Source organism: Allobosea massiliensis (assembly GCF_042655245.1).
Taxonomy (GTDB): domain Bacteria; phylum Pseudomonadota; class Alphaproteobacteria; order Rhizobiales; family Beijerinckiaceae; genus Allobosea; species Allobosea massiliensis.
In genome coordinates this window covers 1-1861 of the sequence record NZ_JBHSLU010000154.1, presented here as the reverse complement: position 1 = coordinate 1861, position 1861 = coordinate 1, and the positions used below count along the sequence as shown (strand labels likewise).

Here is a 1861-nt window from a genome sequence, read left to right as displayed (position 1 = left end):
TCCCATCGTCAGCCTGCCAGCCGTGGCCGCCTGACCAGCCCGACCAAAGCCGGCACGCGGTGGCTCTGCGAAGCTACACCACCAGCAGGGACACGACCCGTTTCGCCGGATACGAGGCGGTTGGGTCTACGCACTCAGCTTGATGAACTCGCGAGGCGAGCGGAACTTCAAGCCTGAGTGCGGGTGGACCTCGCAATAGTCCTCGATCCAGAGGGGGAGCAAGGTAAGGATGGTGTCGGCGTCGGGTAAGGTCGTCACGCGAGCGTAGTCACGTTTCAGCGTTTTGACGAAGGCTTCCGACATTCCGTTCGACTCTGGGCTGCGAACGGGGGTGAAGAGCAGCGCTAGGCCGAGGGCGCGTGCTGTGTCGGCTGTGTCCCTGGCGATGTAGGCGCTGCCGTTGTCGGACAGCCATTCGACCGCGTGCGGCACCCTGGTCGTGCCAAAGCGGCGTTCGACGGCGGGCACCATGAGTTCGCGGACCATCTCGCCGGAGAGGCCGGCTTGCGCCACCGCCGACCAGGCAATGATCTCGCGGTCGCAGGCATCCAGTACAAAGAGGACGCGCACGACCTCGCTGTTGCGAGCATGGATCTCCAGATGGTCCGAGCACCATCGCACATTCGAACGAAGCGCGATGACGACGCCGTCATGCTGCCGACCGGGCCGATGTGCCGTATGGCGTTCCAGCGTTAGGCCGTGATGCTGCATGATCCGCAGCTCCCGCTTGGCATTGATGGTCGGCAGGCCTTTTGCTCGCCGCTCTTGGTTCAAGAGTGCTGTCACGCGTCGATAGCCATAGGTCGGCCGGGTATCGACGATGGCCCGGATCGACGGAAGGAACTCAACATCCTGCGCCTTGCGATACGGCGCACGCGGCGTGGGCGTCCCGCCGCGTCGCTCGTTGATGTGGGAACGAGCGACGCCGAGCGTCCGTGCGACCGCGCTCACCGTGAACCGTCCGTCGGATCGCTCCAGGACAGCAAGGGCGATGTCCGTTTTATTGGGCGGCGACGTCGAGCGCCTCTTTGAGGATTTCATTCTCCATCGTCTTGCGACCGAGCAACCGCTCTAGATCGCGAACGCGTTTCTCCAGATTGCGGACGCGCGAGGTGCCAACGACGTCCTCATCCGCTTGAACGGCGGCGTGACCGCCTTCCAGCATGCGGCGCTTCCAGGCGAAGAGCTGCAAGGGCGAGATGCTGGCCTGACGTGCCACGATCGACACGCTTATTCCAGGCTACATCGCTTCTTCGACGAGACGGACCTTCTCGGCCGTCGACCACCGGCGCCGGCGCTGCACCGAAGTGATGACTTCGACCCACGAGAACGGGCCGTCAGGGGATTTCGACATAGTCGTACTCATAGGCGAATGCCTATGCCTTAGCGGCTATGCCACCTGTCCGATCAAAACGGGGTGCGCTCCAGCCTCTGGACATCTCAGCTAAATCAGCTCCTCGGGAGCAGGTTCGATGAACGGACACTATTCGCGCGTCGGGCGCCAAACGTCGGCTTCCGGTAGTTCGAATTGCTAATCAAGGCTTCCGGCCGCACCGGGGCAGATGCCGCCTTCCAGGCCCACTGCAATGCCAGCGGCGAGGGCCTCCAGTGTGCAGCGAGACATCAACGCCCACACCGGCCCCGCAAATGCGCCCAAGGAGCCCTGCGCAAAGGGCCGGAACCTGTGCCTCGCTCGCGGCGACATCGGTGAGGATGCGATGCTCGACTGCGCATGGATGACGAAGGGGTGCGCTTCCGACATCGCGGTCGTGTCCCTGCTGGTGGTGTAGCTTCGCAGAGCCACCGCGTGCCGGCTTTGGTCGGGCTGGTCAGGCGGCCACGGCTGGCAGGCTGACGATGG

At 63.9% G+C, this 1861-nt stretch carries 1 pseudogene; it reads right to left on the bottom strand.

Features of this window, described 5'->3' with window-relative positions:
- Positions 1-126: 126 nt before the first annotated feature.
- Positions 127-1354, bottom strand: a pseudogene (locus tag ACFPN9_RS28900) (IS3 family transposase).
- Positions 1355-1861 lie beyond the last annotated feature (507 nt).